The following is an 18,806-nucleotide window of genomic DNA, read 5'->3' on the forward strand; positions in this document are numbered from 1 at the left end:
TCAGGTCAGCCCGGCGTGCGTGGTGGCCGCGACCTCCACGACCGCACCGCCTTCGTCGAGCTGCAGTGCGCCCGTGAGCAGGCCGACGACCTGGTTCATCGTGTGCGTCTTCGGCGACACCACGGCCACGCGCTTGCCGAGCCGGTGCACGTGGATCCGGTCGGCGATGTCGAACACGTGCGGCATGTTGTGGCTGATCAGCACCACCGGCAACCCACGGTCGCGGATGCGCCCGATCAGCTCCAGCACCTTCGCCGACTCCGCGACACCGAGCGCGGCCGTCGGCTCGTCCATGATCACGGCCTTCGTGCCGAACGCCGCCGCGCGCGCCACCGCGACACCCTGGCGCTGGCCGCCCGAGAGCGTCTCGACGAGCTGGTTGATGGACTTGATGTTGATGCCCAGCTCGTCGAGGATCCGTTGCGCCTCCTTGCGCATCTCGCCCGTGTCGAGCTTGCGCGCCAGCCCGCCGAAGGGCCCGCGCAGGCGCTTTTCCCGCCCCAGGAACATGTTCGACGCGATGTCCAGCGCCGGCGCCACGGCCAGGTCCTGATACACCGTCTCGATCCCGTAGTGGCGAGCGTCCAAAGGGGACTTGAAGTGCACGACCTGGCCGTCTACGCGGATCTCGCCCGCGTCGGGGATCAGCGCGCCGGACAACGCCTTGATGAGGCTGGATTTCCCGGCGCCGTTGTCGCCGACGACCGCGAGCACCTCGCCGGGACAGAGATCGAAGTCGGCGCCGTTGATGGCGGTCACGCGGCCGTAGCGCTTCACGAGGCCGCGAGCGGAAAGCGTCGTCTGCTGCCCGTTGTCGGAAGTCATGACTGCTGCTGCCTCCGTGCGATCCGGTCGACGACCACGGCGGCGATGAGCAGCGCGCCGGTCGCGAGGTCCTGGTAGTTGCCGTCCACGCCCATCTGCGTGAGGCCCGAGCGCAGCACCGCCACGACGAGCGCGCCGAACAGCGTGCCCAGCACCGAACCGCGGCCGCCGAAGAGGCTGGTGCCGCCCAGGACCACAGCGGTGATCGAGTCGAGGTTGCCGAGCTGGAACTGGTTCGGGTCGGCGTTCGGCGTACGGCCGAGCGCCTGCCACGCGGCGATGCCGAAGCAGAAACCCGCGACCAGATACACGGAGATCACCGTGCGGTTGACCTTGATACCGGACAGGCGCGCGGATTCCGGCGCGTTGCCCACCGCGTAGACGTGCTTGCCCCACGCGGTTTTCGTGAGCGAGTACCAGACGATCAGGTACATGATCAGCGCCAGCGTCATGCCGTAGGTGATCGGGATACCGCCGAAGAGGTAGCGCTTCGTGCCGAGCCACTGCAGGAGCCCGTCGGTGACCGGCACCGCCTGGCCGCCCGCGATCAGCTTCGCCACGGCGGTGAGGCCGGTGAACGTGCCGAGCGTGATGATGAAGGCGGGCAGCTTGATCCGCGTGGCGAGCGTGCCGATGAAAAGGCCGACGAGGACCGTCAGCGCGATTCCGGCGAGCAGCGCCACGAAGCCGTTGGTGCCCGCCGCGGCGAGTTTCGCCATGATCAGCGTGGCGACGACCATCGACGCCGCGTTGGACAGGTCGATGCCGGCGATGAGGATGATCAGCGTCTGGCCGAGCGCGAGCGTGCCGACGACCAGTGACTGCTGGACCACGGTGGACAGGTTGTCAAGGTCGAAGAACGTGTCCGTGGCCAGGGAGAAGACCACGATGGCCACGATCAGCGCGAGCGCGGGGCCGACCGCGGGCGCGCGCAGGATGAACTCGCCGAGCGACTCGCGCTCACGGGTCCCGTTCACCGTCGCGGTGGTCATTTCGCGCCTCCCCAGCAGTTCTGCAGGCCCCACGTGGTGTTCTGGCTGGGGACGCCCGGCATCGGCTTGTCGGTGATCACGGTGGAGCCGGTGTTCACGAAGCCCGTGGGCTTCTTGCCGGTCTTGGCGTATTCGACGGCGGCGAGCACGCCCTGTTCGGCCATCTTCTTCGGGAATTGCATGACGGTGGCCGCGTAGAGGCCGTCCTTGACGTTCTGCACGCCTTCGCAACCACCGTCGATCGAGCCCATCACGATGCGGTCGGTGAGGCCGCGGGCCTTCAGCGCGGCGTATGCGCCGCGGCCCATGGGTTCGTTCATGGAGTAGACGGCGTTGATGTCCGTGCTGCGCTGCAACAGGTTCTCCATGCCCTGCTGCGCGAGGCTCTGGTCGCCGTTGGCGGGAGTGTGGCCCTTGATCTCGGGCGAGGAGTCCGTGAGGCCGATGCCCTTGAGGAAACCGCCGTGACGCTCGGTGTCGACGGAGGAGCCGGCGGTCCCGTCGACCATCAGCAGCTTGGGGTCGACGCCGTTGAGGGCGGCTTTCACGTACGCGCCCTGCTGCTGGCCGGCCGCGAAGTTGTCGGTGGCGAAGGTGGCGTCGACGGCGTCGGCCGGCTCGGTGGCGGTGTCGAGTGCGATCACGAGCACCCCGGCGTCGCGCGCGTCCTTGATCGCCTTGAGCACGCCGGTGGACGAGCTCGGGGTGATCAGGATCGTGTTCACGCCCTGCTGCATGAGGTTCTCGATAGCCCGGACCTGGCCGTCGTTGTCGCCGTCGAACTGGCCGGCGAGCGCGCTGAAGTCGGCGCCGTTGGCCTTCGCGGCCGCACCGGCTGCGTTGCGCAATTCGACGAAGTACGGGTTGGTGTCGGTCTTGGTGACCAGGCCGACCTTGACCTTGCCGCTGCCGGCCGGGGTCGTGTTGCCGCCCCAGTGGCGCTCGACCGTGCAGCCGGCCGTGCCGAGCACGGTGCCGACCACGGCGGCCAGCGCCAGTGCGGAGAGACTGCGCTGTCTCATGGATGCCCTCCTGCGAGGTTGCCGTTGGACGGCAAGGTAGACAGACTCAGCACACGTCGCAAGCGTTTGCGCAAACGCTTGCGGTGAAACCTCGTGAAGGACTGACATGCCACAAACCCGCTCCTCCCGGCCCACCCAGCGCGACATCGCGGAGCTCGCCGGGGTGTCGATCACGACGGTTTCGCACGTCGTCAACGGCACGCGCGCCGTCGCGGAGGACACGAAGGCCGCCGTGCTGCGGGCCATCGAGACCACCGGCTACACCGGCGACGCGATCGCTCGTTCCCTCGTCACGGGCGGTACGCGCTCGATCGGGATGGCGATATCGCTGGTCGCCAACCCGTACTTCGCGGCGCTGATGCAGGCGATCGAGCGGGAGGCTTCGGCCAACGGTTACACAGTGCTGCTCGCCGACACCCACGACGCCGCGGCGACCGAACGTGACGTGGTGCGGGCCCTGCGGTCCCGTCGCGTTGACGGTCTGCTGGTGACGCCCTCCCCGGGCGACGGTTCGGTGATCGGTGAACTCGTGTCGCTGGACGTGCCGACGGTGCTCATCGACCGGCTCTCGACCCGCACCGACGTCGACCAGGTCGGAGCGGAGAACATCCAGGCCACCTCGGCGTTGACCGCGCATTTGGCCTCGCTCGGACACCGGCGGATCGGCATGATCTCCGGCGCGCCGGGCCTCACGACCAGCGATGAGCGCGTGCTCGGCTACCGGCTGGGCTTGGGCCGCTCGGGGCTCGCGTGGTCGCCCGACCTCGTGGCGTGCGGGAGCTCGCACCGCGACGGCGGCGCGCTGGCGTTGAGCACGTTGCTGGCGCTGCCGGAACCGCCGACGGCGCTGGTGGTGGCCAATGACAGCATGATGGTCGGCGTCCTGCACGAGGCCCGCCGGCGCGGCCTGCGCATCGGCCGTGACCTGCCGGTGGTCGTGTACGACGACGTGGAGTGGGCTGCCTTCGTGGACCCCCCACTGACCACCATGGCGCAACCGATCGAGGAAATCGGCCGCCGCGCCGTGCAACTGCTGCTCGCCCGCCTCGCCGACCCGACGCGCCCGGCCGAGACCGTGCGGCTGCCGCCCACGCTGCGCCACCGACAGTCGTGCGGTTGCCCCGGAGCGGTTTGATCGTTCACTCACACTGGTGATCCTTGGAGTCGATCGCCGCTCGCGCATGTCGGCGCCGGTTACCGTTGGGTAAGCACGACGACGAGGGCCACGGACATGACCGCTCTGGCGCCGGAGATCCCGGTTTGGGACACGCCGGTCACCCACCGGTTCGGTGTTGCCCTGGGCATGCACGCGAACCCGTACACGGGTGATCTGCTGCGCGCGATCCGCGGCGCCGCCGCGCGCGCCGGTTGTGACCTGATGCTCGCCGACACGCACGATTCCGTGGCCGAAGAGGCGGCCGTGGTGCGGGCGCTGCGGGCGGACCGGGTCGACGGGGTGCTGGTGGTCCCGGCCCCCGGCGACGACGCGGTCATCAACGGCCTCGTGCGCATGGGCGTCCCCACGGTGCTGGTCGATCGCATCGCTGGCCGCAACGACGTCGACCAGGTGGGCTCGGAGAACATCCAGGCGGTGTCTTCGCTGGTGGAGCACCTGGCTTCGCGCCGGCATCGTCGCATCGCCATGATCACCGGCGCCGCCGACTCGGCCGTCAGCGAAGAACGCACTTTGGGCTACCGCCTCGGCCTCGACCGCGCCGGCCTGCGCTACAACCCCGAACTCGTCGCCTGCGGCATGTCCTCCCCGGGCGGCGCGGCCCGCGCCGCCGCCAAACTCCTGGACGGCTGGCCTTCGCCCAGCGCTGTCGTGGTCGCCGGCGAGTCCATGCTCATGGGCGTCCAATGGGAAGCCCACCGCCGCGGCATCCGCATCGGCGCTGAACTCGCCGTCGTCGGTTTCGGCGACATGGCCTGGGCGCGCACCGTTTCCCCGGCCATCACCACGATGGCCCAGCCGATCTCGGAGATCGGGCGCCGGGCGGTGCAGTTGCTGATGGCTCGAGTTCAGGAGCCGGACCGCCGCCCCGAAGCGGTGCGGCTGGCGCCGCGATTCCTGCACCGCGCTTCTTGCGGCTGTTGAGTTTTACCGGACTTCCACGCGCGAGTCTCTGCTGACGACGTCCGCGGCTGGCCCACCGAAGTCAGCGGCTTGCGTGCCAACCACAGCGCAGCGATTCAGACTCCCCATGCGCAAGTTCCGCCGACACCCCGTGCCGCTAGGGGCACGACCGAGGGAAACCACCGGCACGATGACCACCGATGCCGGAATGTTCGGCTTGTGGTCTGCCGCTACGTCGAGAACGCCGGTATCTCCTCGTCTCGTCGAAGCCGTACCCGGATCGGCGTCCCATTCGAGCAACGCGACCGGCACGCTCCAACGGCCTGGTGGCTGAGGGACGTGGAGGCTGGAGTCCCCTCGAGCTCTGACGTGTTCAATTCAGAGGTTCCGGGCGGCGTTCTCGGCCGTTGGTGCGAAGAACACGTCGCCCAAGAGCCGACCGCTGGTGGAGGGCCGAGGCAGCCGTGCGGCGCGACGGCGATCAGTCGAGTGTCGCGGCTGCTTCGAGGAGCAGCCAGGCTCCGGTTTGGACGGACAGGTCGCGTTCGGGGGCGGCGGGGGGTGGCGGGCTTGACGGCGCGGGGCTGGCCCATTCGGCACTGAACAACGGACCGGAAGGGGTCGGGGTGGCGCCGGACCAGCAGGCGTCCGCCGTGGTCAGGACGAGGGTGCGGGCGGTGGCGGCTTCCGGGGTGGGCAGGCGCGGCACGGCGAGGGCGAGGTAGCGGGCAGCTATGGCGGCGAAGAGACCGCCGTCTCCGCCGTTTTGGCCGCGGAGGATGCCGCCGGGGGCGAGGTGGGCGGCGATGGCGCGGACGGTGCGTGAGGCTGCGTCCACATCGGACTGTTCGAGGCACGCGCCCAGGTAGACGCCTTGGCAGTAGGTGAAGATGTGCTTGACGAGTTCGCCGGTGTCGACGCGGAGGCCGTCCCAGACCAGGCCCGCGGCGGGGTCGACGAGGGTGTCGGTGAGCCACTTCGTCATGTCGCGGGCGCGGGTGGCGTCGCCCTCGCGGGCGTGGAAGATGGCGGCGGGGCCGTTGGCGGGGGCGTTCTTGAACGTGTCGCCGCGGCGCCACCAGATGCCGCCGCCGGCGTCGTCGGTCCAGCCTTCGTGGAGCCGGGCGTCGATGTCCGAGAGCGCGCGGTCCACATCGGACAGCTCGAGCGCGCGGACGCGTTGCAGGGCAAGGCCGAGCCAGGCGATGTCGTCGTAGTAGTCGTTGATCCACTTGCCGAAGTTGCGGAAGTGCACTGACTTCACGAACTTCCCGATCACCGCCGCGCGCTCGGGCTGGGGGTCGCGCAGCTGGGCGTCGACCAGGCTGTCCAGCACATGCGCCTGCCACCAGTAGTTCCAGTGCCAGTGCAGCCGCTGCCCGACGGTCGGCGGCCAGCCGCTGCGCCCCAGCACGGTCCCGGGCACACCCCAGACGCGCCGCAGGTGCCGCCCCCGCACGGCGCGCTCCGCCGCGGCCGCCCGCCCAACCCCATCGACGCTCATAGCCGTGATTCTGCCCGTTCGCGCAGGATGGCGCCCCTGATCCCGGCCTGATCCGATTGAAACCGGTTCCTGACAACCCGTCCCTACGTTCGGTGGTGCCCAAGATCCACTCGACAGTCGGGGAGAACACCATGAACGCCAAGAAGCTCACCGGTTCCGGTCTCGTCGGCCTCGCCGCCGCGTGCGGCGCACTGACCCTGCTCGGCCCGGCCGCCAACGCCGCGACCGCCAGTGCTCCAGCTCCGGTTGCCGCTCAGCGCACCGCCGCCCCCGCGCCCGCCCCGCGCTCCACCACCGCTCCCGCCCCGCGCGGCACGGCTGCCCCGGCCCAGCGCCGGCCGGAGTCGACTCCGGCCGGCCGCACCGGCGTCGCCACCCCGGCCCAGCGCGCCACGGCTGCTCCCGCTCGGGGTGCCGCCCAGACCAGTGCGCCCGCCGCCGGCCGCACCGGCGTCGCCGCGTCTGCTCCTGCCCGACGGACCGGCGCCTCTGCCCGCGCCCAGCGCGACACCACCGTTGCCCCCGCCCGCCGCACCAGCGTCTCCGCCCCGGCTTTCGCCCAGCACCGCACCACCGCTGCCCCCGCCCATCGGATCGGCGCCTCCGCCCCCGCCCAGCGCGACACCACTGCTGCTCCTGCACGTCGCACCAGCATCTCCGCTCCGGGTCCCGCCCAGCACCGCACCGCGACTGCGCCCACCCGACGGACCGGCGCCTCCGCTCCCGCCCAGCGCGACACCACCGCTGCCCCCGCCCCGCACCGCATCGGCGTCTCCGCTCCGGCGCCCGCTCGGCGCTGAAGCCCTCCGCTCGGAACCTGGGCTAGTCATCCCGGTGGCTCCAGCCCAACCCCGCAGCGCCTGACCACTCGCCACTACGGCGACATACGCCCAGGCACGGTGGACTGCAGCCGCAGACCCCTGCCCCCAACCGGACCCCAGGCCAAGAGCGAGAACTCAACCCCAGCCCCACCGGCAACCTTCACTCACAGTCGGCACACCACCACCGACAACATCCGGCGACCCAACAACACAACCCGCGGCGCGCCCAGACCCGAACCTGCACCCCGGTCCTCGCCGTCCACGCGGATTGGACCACTGGTCAAGCTACTCTTTCCCGCCTTGACAAGTGGTCCAGACCGCGTAGTGACACTAAAAATCGGGGTGCCCGCCCGCAAATCACAACACCGGCAATGATCCGCGCCAGCGGATCGAGCCGAACCACGAATCACCAAGACCGCGACAAATCAGCATGCTCCCGAACCCAAGCGTGCATCACAATCCCCGCCGCCACCCCGGCATTGATCGACCGAGTACTCCCGAACTGCGCAATCGACACCACCATCGACGCAGCAGCCTGAGCCTCCTCCGACAACCCCGGCCCCTCCTGCCCGAACAGCAGCACACACTCCCGCGGCAACGAAGCCACCTCCACCGGCACCGACCCAGGCGTGTTATCCACAGCCACCACCGCCAACCCGGCAGAAGCAGCAAAAGACACCAAGCCGGCAACATCCTCGTGATGCCGCAAATGCTGGTACCGATCCGTCACCATCGCCCCACGACGGTTCCACCGCCGCCGCCCCACAATGTGCACCTCGGCAGCAGCAAAGGCATTGGCCGTCCGAACAACCGTCCCGATATTGTGGTCATGCTGAAAGTTCTCAATGGCCACGTGGAACGGATGCCGTCGGGCATCCACATCGGACACGATGGCCGAGCGGCGCCAATACCGGTACCCATCCACCACGTTCCGACGATCCCCGTGCTCCAGCAGCTCAGGGTCGTACCTCGGGTCCGTGGGCCACGGGCCCACCCAGGGCCCCACACCAACCGGCTCACGACCAACCCACTCGGTGGGCCCAGCCTCGGAATCGTCCGTCACGAGGGACAATTCTCGCTCAGCCCAGGCGGACGCGGTGAGCCGGAGTGTCGTCGTGGCGGTGCCGCCAGCGGTGGTAGGCACCAACGTAGGAGAAGATGACCAGCGCCAGGGCGATCGCCGCGACGGCCGGCAGCAGCGAACGCGGCACGACCGTGTCGTACAGGTAGTACGAGTTGAACCCGCCCGGCAGGTCACCAAGTCCTTGCTGGTGGCGGAAGAAGTTCTCCGCCGCGGTCAGCGGGCAGGGCACCGGGGTGACGTTGACCAGAACGCCCCAGGCCGCGAAAAACACGTGCACGAACGCGATGCCAGGCCAGCGCCACGCGAGGAAGCCGCCGAGCCCGATGAACAAGAGGGCGAGGATGTGCACCGCCACCGTTACGTCGGCGAGGAAATGCGCCACCGAAGCGTTCACCACCGCCCCCTTTCCCCACGGCTTCTACCAGCGACGTTACTCCGGTAACCGGGCCCCGGCGGGCGAAAATTCCTCACTCCCTGTGATGTTCAACCCACGGGAGCAGGGTGATCACCCGAGGGGTAACGGAGTGGTCACTCCGGGTACGAACCTCGCGCCGGAAAGATCCCTCAACACACCCGATCACTCGTGATGGGCTCTTCGTCCGCACTCGGGATGTACACGTCACCGATGTTGATGTTCACCTCGACGACCTCCAGGCCCGTCATGCGCTCGATCGCGCCGATCACGCTGCGTCGCACCTGGCGGAAGAGGTCCGCGATCGGCACGCTGTACTCGACCACGATCTCCAGATCCACCGCCGCCTGCTTCTCCCCGACCTCCACGGAAACGCCCTGGCCCGCACTCGCCGACGTGCCCGGGATGCGGTCGCGCAACGCTCCCAGCGCCCGCGCGGCGCCGCCGCCCAGCGCGTGGACGCCCGGCACTTCCCGGGTCGTGAGCCCGGCGATCTTCTGCACGACCACGTCGGCGATCGTCGTGGGGCCCAGGTCGGTCACGAGGCCAGGAGCCACCACGAGGTCAACGGTCTTCTCGGCGGCAATCGATCGCACTTCTCCCTCGGTGGGCTGAGAAGCGAGGCGGGACAAGGCTTTCCTGCCCCGTCCCCTCTTCGACACAACGGGCCGGTGATCGTCACGAACCGACCGCGTGACGCGGGGCTCAGGAAAACGCGCCGGCGTCGACGTCGCTGACGATCAGCCGCAGCGTCGCGCCCGCCCACTCCGTGCCCGCCAGCACGGGCCGCACCACGCCCGCCGCGCGCGCCAGCATCGGCGGCAGCGGCGTGGCGATCAGCCCGACCCGCACCGCTTCCGGCGTCAGATCCACGGCAGAAGCCCAACTCCGCTCCACCGCCGGCCGCAGCCCCGCCACCTCGGCGAGCGCCGCTACGACGCGCTCGGCGACGCTCACCGGCGCTCCAGCTCGATATCCACAATGGACACCACCACGGCGTCGACCGCCAAGCCCGTCTGCTCGGCCACCACGCGTGTCACCGATCGCTGCACCGCCCGCCCGACGGCGGCGGGTTGGTCGAACGCCGAAAACGACGTCGACCTCGACCGACAGCCCACCTTCGACGCTGCGCACGCGCACCCCGTCGATCGGCGCGGGATCCAGCCCTGCCACCGCCCGCGCGCCGCTCGCGTCCACGCCGTGACGAGGCCGCGCAGTCCCGGCTCCAGCCGCACCACGCCGGGGGTGTCGAGCGCGGCCCGGGCCGCGACGCTCGCGACCACGGGGTCCGCGATCACGTACTCGGCCTCGCCGATCATTCGCCGTCCTCGTACACGTCTTCGACCAGCAGGTCGAGCTTCGCGAGCGTCAACCCGACGCGCGCCGCCGCCGCGGCCGTGACGCGTTCGCGCACCCGGGCCAACGTCTCGGCACCGTCGACGTTCCCCAGCCGCACCGCCAGGGTGAGCTCGACCTCGACGATCCCGCGACCGCCGGGAGCGACCCCGACCGTGCGCACGCGGCAGCGGCAGGCCCGGACGTCACCCGCGGAGTCGGCCGCGTACCGCAGCACCACGGCCACCGCCGCCTCACTCACCTCCGCCCGGCCCGGCTCCGGCGGCAGCAGGTCGAGCATCTGCCCGCGCCGCGCCTCGGCCCGCACGGCCGACATGATGCGTCCCAGCAGGCCCGGCGGCACCGCCTCGGGCTCGGCCACGAGCTCGGCCGTCGCCGCACGCAGGGCCAGCAGGCTCTCGCGCGCGGTGGCGCAGTGCGGACCGGTCGCCTCGTGCTCGTCGGCCGAGTCGAGCCGGTCCCAGAGCGTCCAGATCCGGCCGCACGGCAGTTCGTAATCTGTGCCGGTCTCGTTCACCGCCACGGCTCATCACCTCCGCCAGCTGCGCCCGAGCCCGGGCGATGCGGCCCCGGACGGCCACGGGGTTCACCCCGACGACCTCGGCGATCTCGTCGTAGGCGCCCGGCCGTGGACGTCACGCAGGAGCCAGCACCCGCGTTGCTGTGGCGTGAGCTGCTGCAACGCCGCGTTGAGCGCCTCGAGCTGCCCGTTGGCCTGCACCGCGTGCTCGGGCTGCCCATCGGTGCGCGGCCACTCCGCCAGCTCGAGGTCGACGTCGGCCTGCAGACGGCGCGCGCGGATCACGTTGAGGCAGCGGATCGCCATGCTGCAGTAGAGCCAGGCGACGAACGCGCTGTCGTCCTGCAGCTGCGCGAGCTTGCGCCAGGCGCCGAGGAACACCTCCTGCACCACGCCCTCGGCGTCGCCGCGGTGGTTGAGCATCTTCACCGCGAGCCGGAGCATGGGCACCTGGTAACGCAGCACAAGCTGTTCGTACGCCCGCACGTCGCCGTCGCGGGCGCGGCCGACCAGCGTCGCGTCGTCGAGCTCCGTCGTGGTCACGGCACCCCCTTCCACCAGGGGGGCACCGGCGAGGGGTGTTCGTCACACAGGCGTTCTCGGTGCTCTTCGAGAATCGCGCTCAGCTCAGGCCGAGGTCGTCCTTGTTCAGCAGGTAGCGGTACTCGAGGCCGGCCTTCTCGATGGCCTCGCGCGCGCCCGTGTCCCGGTCGACCACCGTGGCGACGCCGGCGACGACCGCCCCCGCCTCGCGCAGCGCCTCGACGGCCGTGAGCACGCTGCCGCCCGTCGTCGAGGTGTCCTCGACGGCCAGCACACGCTGCCCGCGCACCTCGACGCCCTCGATGCGGCGCTGCATGCCGTGCTCCTTCACCGCCTTGCGGACGACGAAGGCGTCGAGCACCATCCCGTCGCTCGCGGCGGAATGCAGCATCGCCAGCGCGACCGGGTCGGCGCCGAGGGTGAGGCCGCCGGCGGCGACGTAGTCCCAGTCGGCCGTGAGCTGCCGCAGCAGCTTCCCGATGAGCGGCGCCGCCGCGTGGTGCAGGGTCGCCCGGCGGAGATCGACGTAGTAGTCGGCTTCCTTGCCCGACGATAGGGTCACCTTGCCGTGCACCACGGCCAGTTCGGTGACCAGCCTGGCCAGTTCGAGCTTCGCACTTTGATCCAACCCGGGGTACGCCACGGCCGAGAGTCTTACACACGCCACCGACAAGCCCGATCGTCACTCGCCGAGCGCGACGGCCGTCACGGGCCGCGCCCGCGTCGCCACCCAGGCGGGCACCAGCGACGCCACCAGCGCGAGCACGGCGGCGGTCGCGACCACGGTGAGGTAGATCCCGATCGGCCCGATCGGCAGCGGTGAACCTGTGGCCACCAGGCAGAACGGCACGATCGCGCCCGCGGAGACGACCGTGCCGAGCACCACTCCGATCGTCGCGATCAGGCTGCCTTCGACGCCCGCCATGCGCAGTACCTGCGTACGCGTGAAGCCGCCGAGGCGCTGCAGGCCGAACTCGCGGCGACGGCGGGCGGTGGCCATCACGAGCGTGTTCACGACGGAGATCACGGTGTAGCCGATGATCATCCCGATCATCAGGTAGTTGACCCACGAGCCCACCGCGTCACCGGTCGCGTGCGCGGCGAGCAGTGACTCGCGGTCGCCGACCGAAACGGGCTCGCCGGCGGTGGCCGTGGTGAGGCCGGCCGTGAGCCGCGCCTGGTCGACGCCCGGCGCGGCGCGCACCAGCACCTGCGGCGCGAGGCCCGTGGTGGTGTGGGCGGCGAGTAGGCCGGCGGGGAACAGCAGCGTCTCGAACCCGGCGCGCTGGTCGACGAGCGCGACGACGCGAACGGTCACCTCGTGCCCGTCTCCGAGCCGGAGCGTGACGACGTCGCCGACTCCGCGGTGCAGCTCCGTGGCGACGATCGCGGGCAACGCGACGGCGCCGCCGGTGAGCGCGTCGAGGCTGCCCGCGGTGACCTTCGCCGACGTCGTCTGCGCCGCGCTGCCGGCGGTGAGGCCGAGGGCCGCGTGGCCGTCGTCGTCCTGGCTGTCGTCGTAGGGCGCGGTGACGAAGACCGTGCTGGTCACGTACTCCGACGCGGCGGCGACGCCCGGTGCGTCCTGCACGCGCCGGAGCAGCTCGGGGCTGACTCCGGCCGGGGCGGCGACCACGGCATCGGCGCGCAGGTCTTCGGTGAAGGCCTGGTGCGACACGGCTTGTGTGGTGGTCTGCAGGTAGATGTTGGCGGTCGCGATGCCGACGGCGAGCATGATCGGCGTGACCGCGCCCGACACCTTCGTGGCCGCGGCCCGCGTGTTGGCCAGTGCCAGCCAGCCGGTGACGCCGCCGAGCAGGCGCACCGGAGCGTGCAACAGCGTCGCCATGAGCAACGTGGCGCCGGGACTGATCGCCGCGACGCCGATCGCCCACAGCATCACCGCGGGTCCCGCCGTGCTCGCCGCGATGGGGCCGGTCATCACCGCGAGCGTGACGATCCCGAGCGCCGTCCCGCCGCCGAAGCAGAGCACGGCGACGACCAGCCGCACCGGCGTGAGCCACCGGCGTTCGACAGCGGCCTCGGCGAGCGCCTCAGTCGGCCGGATCCGGCTCACGCGCCGGGCCGTGACCAGGGCCGCGAGCACCACGGCGAGCAACGTCGCGCCGGCGGCGACGGCCATCGGCAGCCAGCCCTGGTGGAACTGCACCACGCCGGGCACGACGCCGGCGTTTATCAGGCGGCCGAAGAGCCGGCGGCCGAGCAGCGGGCCGAGCGCGGCGGCCACGGCGATCGCGAGCAGGCCGATCGCGACGGCCTCGCCGAGCACCATCCGGCGCACCTGGCGCCCGGTGGTGCCGATGGCGCGCAGCAAAGCCAATTCCCGGCGCCGCTGTTGTGTTGCGAGGCCCAATGTTCCGGCTACGACGAACACCGCCACGAGCACGGAAAGCCCACCGGAAACGGCGGAGAGGACGACGAGGTTGGTGCCGCTGGCTTCGGCCTTCGGGAACTCGGCGTGGCCGCGGTCGTCGCCGGTGAGGGCGACGATCCCGGCGCCGAGGGTCAGGCGCGCGGCGACGGTGGCAGGGTCTTCGCTGGTGAACACGCCGAAGTCGTCGACCTGGTTCCCGGCCAGGCGTACGGCTTCGGTGGCTGTGAAGAAGATCGTGGGCTCGGCCGTCGACGCAATGGCGACGCCGGCGACGCGGTAAGTGCCGGTGGTGCCGCGGGCGGCGAGCCGGATGGTGTCGCCGGGTTTGGCGGTCACAGCGGCGACGACGACCTCACCGTCGCCGGGAGGGTGACCGGAAGTGAGCGTGTACGGCGTGAGAACGGCGGAATCCCAGGCGTGGCCGGTTGCCGGTCCTTGCGGCAGCGCCACGGGAACGTTGACGTCACTGACCACAGTGGACACCCCGGGTGTCGCGCGGAGCTCGGCGGCCAGCGCCGGATCCAGGCGCACGGTTTCCGGCAGCGCGACAGCTTCGGTCTTGAGCTTGCCCTCTCCCGGATCGCGTTTGGGCAGCCGGATCACCTGCTGCCCCGCGACGACGATCGGCGCCGCCGCCAGCCGCTTCGGGGGCGTGTCGGCGCGGATGCCCGTCTCCATCAGGCCACCGCACGCCGACACGATCACCGCGCCGAGGAATGCGGCCACGAACGTCGCGAGAAAACCGCCTTTGCGCAACCGGAGCGTGCGCAGTGCGAGCCGGAACATCAGGCACCACCGACCGCGACGACGCCGGCCCACGCGCCGAGGTGCGTCATGCGCGCAGCGACGGCGTCGGGCGTCGGGTGGGCGAGCTCGCCGGCGACGCGGCCGTCGGCGAGGAAGACCACGCGGTCGGCGTGCGCGGCGGACACCGGATCGTGCGTCACCATCACGACGGTGAGCCCGCCGCGCACGGAATCCCGCAGCAGGGCGAGGACTTCGGCCGCGGTGCGCGTGTCGAGGGCGCCGGTGGGCTCATCGGCGAAGAGCACGGCAGGGCGCGCCACGAGCGCCCGCGCGATGGCCACACGCTGCTGCTGGCCGCCGGACAGCTCACCCGGGTGGTGCCGGCGCCGGTCGGCGAGGCCGACGTGCGTGAGCATCCGCGTCACCAGCTTGCGGTCGACGCGGTGGCCCGCCAAGCGCAACGGGAGCACGACGTTCTGCTCGACCGTCAGCGCGGGCAGGAGGTTGAAGGCCTGGAACACGAAGCCGATCCGGTCGCGACGCAGCTTCGTCAGTTGCGTCTCCGACAGCTTCGCGAGGTCCTGGCCGTCGAGGTGCACCGAGCCGGCCGTCGGGCGGTCGAGGCCCGCGGCGCAGTGCAGGAATGTGCTCTTCCCCGAGCCCGAAGGCCCCATCACGGCGGTGAACCCGCCGCGCGGGAACACCAGATCGACGCCCGCCAGTGCGGTGACCCGCCCGTAGTCCTTCCGCACGGCCTGGAGCCGCACCGCCTCATCCGTCATGGGGAAAACGTAGGCAGCGAAGGCGGTTCGCACCCTGGTGCCAGCTCGCCGGGCAGGGGTGGGGGCAGCCCTACCTCACGTGCGGCTGCGGTTGCCGAACCCGGCCGACAGGCGGCGCAGCACCCCGCGCGGCAGCAGACCGGTGACGGCGACCAGGGCTTTGTACTGAAGGCTGGGCACGGAGATCACCTTGCCGCGGCGCAGGTCCGTGAGCGCCTCGTCCACGACCTGCTCCACGCCGAGCCAGAACGCCTGCGGGCCTTCCTTCTCCAGACCCGCGCGCTCGTGGAACTCCGTGGTGGTGAAGCCGGGGCACAGGGCCATCATGCGCACGCCGGGCGGCAGCGACGTCGCGATGCCCTCGGTGAATGACGTGACCCAGTTCTTGCTGGCGGTGTACGTGGAGCCCCGGCCGGAGAAGAAGCCGGCGACGCTGGAGACGTTGATGATGTCGCCGTGGCCGCGCTCGACCATGCCGGGCAGCGCGGCGCGGGTGAGGCGCAGGACGGCGGTGACGTTCACGTCGAGCTGGCGCTGCAGCGCGTCGGGGGAGATCTTCCAGAAGTCGCCGGAGAGGCCGAACCCGGCGTTGTTGATCAGCAGGTCGATGGGGCCGGTGGCGAGGCGCTCCTCGACCTTCGCGCGTCCGTCTACTTCGGACAGATCGGCGGGGAGGACCTCCACGCCCACTTGATGGCGCTCTGCCAATTGCTGGGCGAACGCTTCGAGGCGCTCCTGGTCGCGGGCGACGAGCACGAGGTCGTTTTTCTCGGCGGCGAGCGTGCGCGCGAATTGCGCTCCGATGCCCGCGGTGGCTCCGGTGATCACGGCGGTGGCGGTCATGGAGCGAACCTACCTGCAGTCGCGTTTGTCCCAGTGGCGAAGTATGGTCCGCCCCATGGGCAAGCACACCCAGCGAACGCCCGGCTACCTCCCGAAGGTGGCCGCCGGTGCGGCACCCTTCGCACTGCTGCTCGCCGGCCCCGCGTCCGCGCTGGCCGATCCCACTCTGCCCCTCGACGGCCTGCCGCTGGACCTGCAGCAGCACGGCAGCCTGGACCACTCCGCGCACTCCTCGGCGGCGCCGGTGGGGGTCGCGCGCGACGCCTCCGTGGCGACGCGAGGGTTGCCGGTGTCGGCAGCTTCTTCCGTGATGCAGGCGGTGTCCGACACCGGCTACGGCCGTTCGGATTCACTCACAGCGGTGAAAACGACAAACGGTTTTTCGCACTCACAGCGCCGCGAAGTCCGGGCCGACCCGCCGACGCGGCTGATGGCGGGGAATTCGTCGCGGGTTACGTCTTCGTCGCCGGGCTCCAGTGTTGGCACTCCCACCGCGGAAGGCGTCTGGCTGCCCTGTGGCGTCGACCTCTTCGCGGATTCCTCCGGCGACGTCGGTGCCGGGCGCTTCGCCGGCGATCTCGGCGGTGGCGTGGGGGTGCACTGGACGTCCGGCCACGCCGTGGACGTCGGTGGGCTGGGTTCGGCGGTGGCCGACTCACAGCTGCACGGGATGGGGCACTTCGTCGGCTCACTGGACGTGTCTGACGTCGGCCAGCGACACATCGCCACGGCGGGCGTCGGGCCGGTTTCGGGCTTCCTGCTGACCACGCAGTCGTTGTCGGGCAACGGTTTCCGCGGGGAGCCGGCGGCCGCGGAGGCGGCTTCGGCGCGGGTTTCGCCGGAGACTTCGGTTTCGCGCGGGTGTCTCGGCCGCAGTCGGCGGGGGTGACGGCGTTCGGGACTCCGGCGGTGCTGTCGACACCGCCGGTGGGTTGAGCTGGACCTGAAAACGGCCGCCTTGCGAGGCGGCCGTTTTCGCGTTCGGGGTCAGTCTTCGTCGACGTCCGGGTCCGGTTTCGCCGGCGGGGTGGCCGGGACGGAGCCGAAGGTGCTCGGGCCGCTGGAGGGGGTGCGGGGCTCGGGCGGGGTGGGGGCATCGGCCGGGCGGGTGTCGACCGGCGTCGTCGCGCGGGTGTCGACGGGGGTGGTCGCGCGGGTGTCCGCCGGGGACGGGGCGCGGGTGGCCGAGCCCTGCTCCGAGGCGGCGGCTCCGGCCGCGGGGGTGCCGGCGGCGGGGGCCCAGGTGCGGCCGGTGTCGTAGTCCTCGTCGAAGGGGTCGACGATGTCGGCGATCTCGCCGAGGTCGCGCAGGAGGCGTTCGAGGCGGGACGGCCCGGCGTTGGGTACGACGCTGGCCAGCACCCACTCGTTCTCGAGCCATGCGACGCCGACGTCGCCGCCGAGCTGGTCGGCCGCGTCGACGAGCTCCTGGGTGATGACCGCGCGGGCGCCTTCGGAGTCGTCGGCGAAGGCGTAGCGCTGACCGATCGGGCCGAGCATCTCCGGCATGTTCTCGCGTTGGAACGGCACGCTCGACAGCCACATCTCGACCGGCACGCGGTGCGTCTTGTTGCAGCGCACGGCCACAACCGTCGCCGGAATCTGGCCTTCGGACTCGATGTCGAAGATGAACACCGGCCGGCGGCCGTCGGAGGTGAAGGTGGAGCCCGCGACGACGTTCACGGCCGCGTCGGCGCCGAAGTAGCCGATCGCACCGCCCGACCACTGCCGAGGCAGTCGATCGTCCTCCTCCACGAACTGCCAGCCGCGTAACTGGGCCCAGCGCATGCGCTCGCGATTGCGCGAGCCTTCCTTGGCCCGGTCGGCCGCGAGCAGGCCGAGCCCCGCCACCAGCGCGACGGCGGCGATGACGAACCAGATCCACGCCGAGATACCCACGACGGTGAGGGTATCGCTGCTCGGCCTTTACCCCTGAACGCCCGCGCCGTGTCGGCGCGCCCCTTTCGGGACAGCTCCCCTTGCCGGGTCGACAAATCGCTTAATCTCTGGGCTTTTTCCCGGTTCGCAGGCGGTCGAGCGCCGCTTTCACGGTCGCCTGATCCCGCTTCCCCAGCAGCTCGTGCAGGTGTCCGGGCACGGCGGGAGCGGGCAGTGACCGCTCCTTGGCCGCATCCGCCCGTTCCGGTGTCGGTGAGCAGCACGTGGGCGGCATCGTCGGCGAGCCGCCGATCTGGATCGCCCGCGCTGCTCCATCCGCGTGAGGTGGTGCGAGAGCCGGCTGCGGTGCTGGGCCCTGAACTGGGCGGCCGGCTCTGCCGCCGCTGTCCCGCCGTCGTCCGCCCATCGTCGTCCGCCCATCGTCGTCCGCCAGGCTCGTGAGCACGCCGAAGTCCGGATCGGACAGCACCGTCGCCCGCGTTCCGACGCCTGTGTCGGCGCGCGCGACCGGTCCCGCGGCCACGCGGCCGCTACCGAGATCGGCGGCCGCTTTGTCCAGCTCGACGTGCTGGTCACCGACGCCGGCACCAGCACCGGAGGGGTGCCACCGAGGCGATCCGCCCCGCGACGCTGCCTGCCGCCGGATTTACGGCCGCTCGTTTCAGGATGGGCGGGAACTTCCCTGGTGAGCGCGCCTGAGCGGACCGCAAGTGCGGAGGTGCCGACTTGAACGGACCGGTCGCGCCGCCGAACCGCGCAAAGGGACCGGATCACCGCCGAACCGCAGCGTGACGGTCCGGTCGCAGCGCGGACTCGGCGCAAGACGGCCACTCGCACGCGCGGCTGATGTGAACGGACCAGTCGCGCGGAGGGACCGCGCACGGACCGGCTCGGGCATCAATGGTCCCGTCGCGCGGCAAGTCCGACGCGAACGGTCCAGTCGCGCGGCGCGTCCGGCGCGAAGCGGCCCCGCACGGACCGACT

The 18,806-nt window shown here is 71.1% G+C and carries 18 protein-coding genes and 2 pseudogenes; 4 read left to right on the plus strand and 16 right to left on the minus strand.

The window, feature by feature from the left end; all coding sequences use genetic code 11:
• The 3 genes from AB0F91_RS15740 to AB0F91_RS15750 are packed head-to-tail and all read right to left on the minus strand — an operon-like array spanning position 1 to position 2,839.
• Entirely contained in the window at positions 1–825 is an 825-nt protein-coding gene (locus AB0F91_RS15740; protein WP_360598151.1) for an ATP-binding cassette domain-containing protein, read from the minus strand.
• Positions 822–1,817, minus strand: coding sequence for an ABC transporter permease (locus AB0F91_RS15745; RefSeq protein ID WP_360598153.1), 996 nt, complete (start codon positions 1,815–1,817; stop codon positions 822–824). The genes AB0F91_RS15740 and AB0F91_RS15745 overlap by 4 nt, the downstream gene beginning before the upstream one ends.
• Complete coding sequence (locus AB0F91_RS15750; RefSeq protein ID WP_360598154.1) at positions 1,814–2,839, minus strand: substrate-binding domain-containing protein; 1,026 nt, start codon at positions 2,837–2,839, stop codon at positions 1,814–1,816. The genes AB0F91_RS15745 and AB0F91_RS15750 overlap by 4 nt, the downstream gene beginning before the upstream one ends.
• Before the next feature lie 106 nt (positions 2,840–2,945).
• Here AB0F91_RS15750 and AB0F91_RS15755 point away from each other — a divergent pair, with 106 nt between their 5' ends.
• Both AB0F91_RS15755 and AB0F91_RS15760 read left to right on the plus strand, forming a co-directional pair.
• On the plus strand, positions 2,946–3,974 hold the full coding sequence (locus AB0F91_RS15755) for a LacI family DNA-binding transcriptional regulator (RefSeq protein ID WP_360598155.1): 1,029 nt from the start codon (positions 2,946–2,948) through the stop codon (positions 3,972–3,974).
• Between the two features lie 96 nt (positions 3,975–4,070).
• Positions 4,071–4,937, plus strand: coding sequence for a substrate-binding domain-containing protein (locus AB0F91_RS15760; RefSeq protein WP_360598157.1), 867 nt, complete (start codon positions 4,071–4,073; stop codon positions 4,935–4,937).
• Positions 4,938–5,397: 460 nt separating this feature from the next.
• Here AB0F91_RS15760 and AB0F91_RS15765 read toward each other — a convergent pair whose 3' ends face one another.
• Positions 5,398–6,420 (minus strand): glycoside hydrolase family 76 protein, encoded by a 1,023-nt coding sequence (locus AB0F91_RS15765; RefSeq protein WP_360598159.1) that lies wholly within the window; start codon positions 6,418–6,420, stop codon positions 5,398–5,400.
• 131 nt (positions 6,421–6,551) lie between these two features.
• On the opposite strand from AB0F91_RS15765, the gene AB0F91_RS15770 reads away from it, so the two are divergent.
• Complete coding sequence (locus tag AB0F91_RS15770) at positions 6,552–7,220, plus strand: hypothetical protein (RefSeq protein ID WP_360598160.1); 669 nt, start codon at positions 6,552–6,554, stop codon at positions 7,218–7,220.
• A gap of 427 nt (positions 7,221–7,647) precedes the next feature.
• Here the strand turns inward: AB0F91_RS15770 and AB0F91_RS15775 are convergent, their stop codons facing one another.
• The 11 genes and pseudogenes from AB0F91_RS15775 to AB0F91_RS15825 form a co-directional block, all read right to left on the minus strand.
• A complete protein-coding gene (locus AB0F91_RS15775) occupies positions 7,648–8,313 on the minus strand; it encodes an RNA methyltransferase (RefSeq protein ID WP_360598161.1) in 666 nt (221 codons plus the stop codon).
• A 7-nt stretch (positions 8,314–8,320) separates the two neighbouring features.
• Positions 8,321–8,707, minus strand: a complete 387-nt coding sequence (locus AB0F91_RS15780; RefSeq protein ID WP_360598295.1) for a DUF2784 domain-containing protein — start codon at positions 8,705–8,707, stop codon at positions 8,321–8,323.
• A gap of 182 nt (positions 8,708–8,889) precedes the next feature.
• A complete protein-coding gene (locus tag AB0F91_RS15785; RefSeq protein WP_360598297.1) occupies positions 8,890–9,324 on the minus strand; it encodes an Asp23/Gls24 family envelope stress response protein in 435 nt (144 codons plus the stop codon).
• Positions 9,325–9,442: 118 nt separating this feature from the next.
• Complete coding sequence (locus AB0F91_RS15790) at positions 9,443–9,694, minus strand: hypothetical protein (protein ID WP_360598163.1); 252 nt, start codon at positions 9,692–9,694, stop codon at positions 9,443–9,445.
• Positions 9,691–10,056, minus strand: a complete 366-nt coding sequence (locus AB0F91_RS15795; protein WP_360598165.1) for a hypothetical protein — start codon at positions 10,054–10,056, stop codon at positions 9,691–9,693. Before AB0F91_RS15795 ends, AB0F91_RS15790 begins: the two co-directional genes overlap by 4 nt.
• Complete coding sequence (locus tag AB0F91_RS15800) at positions 10,053–10,616, minus strand: Asp23/Gls24 family envelope stress response protein (protein WP_360598166.1); 564 nt, start codon at positions 10,614–10,616, stop codon at positions 10,053–10,055. Before AB0F91_RS15800 ends, AB0F91_RS15795 begins: the two co-directional genes overlap by 4 nt.
• A 4-nt stretch (positions 10,617–10,620) precedes the next feature.
• Positions 10,621–11,156 (minus strand): annotated as a pseudogene (locus AB0F91_RS15805) (sigma-70 family RNA polymerase sigma factor); the annotation flags it as partial.
• A gap of 79 nt (positions 11,157–11,235) precedes the next feature.
• Entirely contained in the window at positions 11,236–11,799 is a 564-nt protein-coding gene (gene pyrE, locus AB0F91_RS15810) for an orotate phosphoribosyltransferase (RefSeq protein WP_360598168.1), read from the minus strand.
• A 39-nt stretch (positions 11,800–11,838) separates the two neighbouring features.
• A complete protein-coding gene (locus tag AB0F91_RS15815) occupies positions 11,839–14,337 on the minus strand; it encodes an ABC transporter permease (RefSeq protein ID WP_360598170.1) in 2,499 nt (832 codons plus the stop codon).
• A complete protein-coding gene (locus tag AB0F91_RS15820; protein WP_360598172.1) occupies positions 14,337–15,080 on the minus strand; it encodes an ABC transporter ATP-binding protein in 744 nt (247 codons plus the stop codon). The genes AB0F91_RS15815 and AB0F91_RS15820 overlap by 1 nt, the downstream gene beginning before the upstream one ends.
• A 75-nt stretch (positions 15,081–15,155) precedes the next feature.
• On the minus strand, positions 15,156–15,923 hold the full coding sequence (locus AB0F91_RS15825; protein WP_360598174.1) for an SDR family oxidoreductase: 768 nt from the start codon (positions 15,921–15,923) through the stop codon (positions 15,156–15,158).
• A 55-nt stretch (positions 15,924–15,978) separates the two neighbouring features.
• Between AB0F91_RS15825 and AB0F91_RS15830 the strand changes: the two genes are divergently transcribed.
• On the plus strand, positions 15,979–16,812 hold the full coding sequence (locus AB0F91_RS15830; protein ID WP_360598176.1) for a hypothetical protein: 834 nt from the start codon (positions 15,979–15,981) through the stop codon (positions 16,810–16,812).
• 365 nt (positions 16,813–17,177) lie between these two features.
• Here AB0F91_RS15830 and AB0F91_RS15835 read toward each other — a convergent pair.
• Positions 17,178–17,822, minus strand: a pseudogene (locus AB0F91_RS15835) (hypothetical protein); the annotation flags it as partial.
• Between the last annotated feature and the right edge of the window lie 984 nt (positions 17,823–18,806).

Origin of the sequence: Amycolatopsis sp. NPDC023774, from assembly GCF_040639695.1 — a bacterium.
Classification (GTDB): domain Bacteria; phylum Actinomycetota; class Actinomycetes; order Mycobacteriales; family Pseudonocardiaceae; genus Amycolatopsis.